This is a genomic window from Deltaproteobacteria bacterium (assembly GCA_009930495.1).
Lineage (GTDB): Bacteria > Desulfobacterota > Desulfovibrionia > Desulfovibrionales > Desulfomicrobiaceae > Desulfomicrobium.
Map to the genome: position 1 here is coordinate 1 of RZYB01000368.1, position 1,582 is coordinate 1,582.

The following is a 1,582-nucleotide window of genomic DNA, read 5'->3' on the forward strand; positions in this document are numbered from 1 at the left end:
TGGCGTCCCCAAGGGGATTTGAACCCCTGTTATCGGCGTGAAAGGCCGGTGTCCTGGACCTAGCTAGACGATGGGGACGCATGTGGCTGGGCGACTTAGATTCGAACTAAGATTGACGGAGTCAGAGTCCGCTGTCCTGCCGTTGAACGATCGCCCAGCAAGGAAAAGCCTCCTTATGGAAAGGCTATTTCACTGTCAATCCCAATCTTGCGCCCATGGTCCCCGTCTCCAAGCATGACCTCGTCGACAATCGTGTAGCGCGGACCGGACGCGGCAAGAACGCTTTGCCACAGCACGATGCGGTCCACGGTCCATTGCGGCCACACCCCGCCCAGGTCCCGTAGCAAACCCGGCCAGTCGTCCCGCCCTGCCGCGACCTTGACCCTGGCCATGGTCACATGCGCCACAAACGGCCTGGATTCAGGAGCAAATCCAAACCGAACCAGGGCCGGGTCCAGCCTTGTACAAATCTCCCGGCACTGGGAACTCCCTTGCGCCAAATCGATCCAAACCACGCGCGGCGCGCCGGATCGTGGGAACACGCCGCCACTGCCGCCCTGGGCAACAAACCCCTTGCCCACCGCCGCCCGCATGGCGTCACCAATGGCCGGCACCCGATCCTTGTCCACCTCGCCCAAAAACCTGAGGGTCACATGGGCCAGTTCCGGCCGCGTCCAGGACACGCGGGAAGCCAGGCGCGGCCGCCACGTGTCCTGAATCCGGCGCATGATCCGGACATAATCCCCGGAAACCGGAACATCGATAAAAAGGCGCATGTCAGCCCGTGCTCCGCGTCCTATTCGGTGTATGTCCGGACCAGCTCCCACAGGGTGCGCACACCGAATCCCGTGCCGCCGGGCCGGAATATGGACGCGTTCTCGTCGGTCCAGGCCGGGCCGGCGATGTCCAGATGGGCCCAGTCCACACCCTGGGGCACAAAATTTTTCAGGAACAGGGCCGCGAAAATGGCTCCGCCCTCGCGCACTGCGATATTTTTGAGATCGGCCACCTCGCTCTTGAGCGGCGCGGCATACTCGGCCCACAGGGGCATGGGCCAATAGCGCTCACCGACCAGACTGCCGTTTTCGCGGATGCGCTGATCCAGATCGGCCGTGGTGGCGAAAACCGCCGCGACCTTGGTTCCCAGGGCAACGAGGCAGGCACCGGTCAGCGTGGCCAGATCCACCAGGATTTCCGGCTCGAACCGGGCGCTGTAGGCCAGGGCGTCGGCCAGAATGAGCCGGCCCTCGGCGTCGGTGTTCAAAATTTCCACGGTCGTGCCATTCATGGCCGTGACCACGTCGCCGGGCTTGGTGGCCCGGCTGCCGGGCACGTTCTCGGTGCAGGGCAAAAGCCCCACCACCCGCCGCGCGCTCCCGGTCAGGCCAAGGGCTTTGAACAGACCGAGAATGGCGGCGGCACCAGCCATGTCGCCCTTCATTTCGTGCATCTTGGCGGCGGGCTTGAGGGAAATGCCGCCGGTGTCGAAGGTGACGCCCTTGCCGACAAAAACCAGGGGCTTTTCGGCCGCGTCTGGCGCGGAATCAAGGACAATGAACCTAGCCGGGGTGTCGCTGCCGCG

2 protein-coding genes and 2 tRNA genes are annotated in these 1,582 nt (G+C 64.0%); all 4 read right to left on the reverse strand.

Translation table 11 applies throughout. The features are described 5' to 3' along the window. Positions 1 to 78: transfer RNA gene (locus tag EOL86_14735), tRNA-Glu, on the reverse strand. Positions 79 to 83: 5 nt separating this feature from the next. Then, a tRNA-Gln gene (locus EOL86_14740) sits at positions 84 to 157 on the reverse strand. A 16-nt stretch (positions 158 to 173) separates the two neighbouring features. Then, entirely contained in the window at positions 174 to 776 is a 603-nt protein-coding gene (gene thpR / locus EOL86_14745) for an RNA 2',3'-cyclic phosphodiesterase (protein ID NCD26827.1), read from the reverse strand. Between the two features lie 20 nt (positions 777 to 796). Further along, on the reverse strand, positions 797 to 1,582 hold a 786-nt coding region (locus EOL86_14750; protein ID NCD26828.1), incomplete at its 5' end, for an aminopeptidase.

What these genes read in the sequence shown, in the direction of transcription:
- thpR (NCD26827.1), bottom strand. Translation starts at nt 776, where the DNA reads ATGCGCCTTTTTATCGATGTTCCGGTTTCCGGGGATTATGTCCGGATC.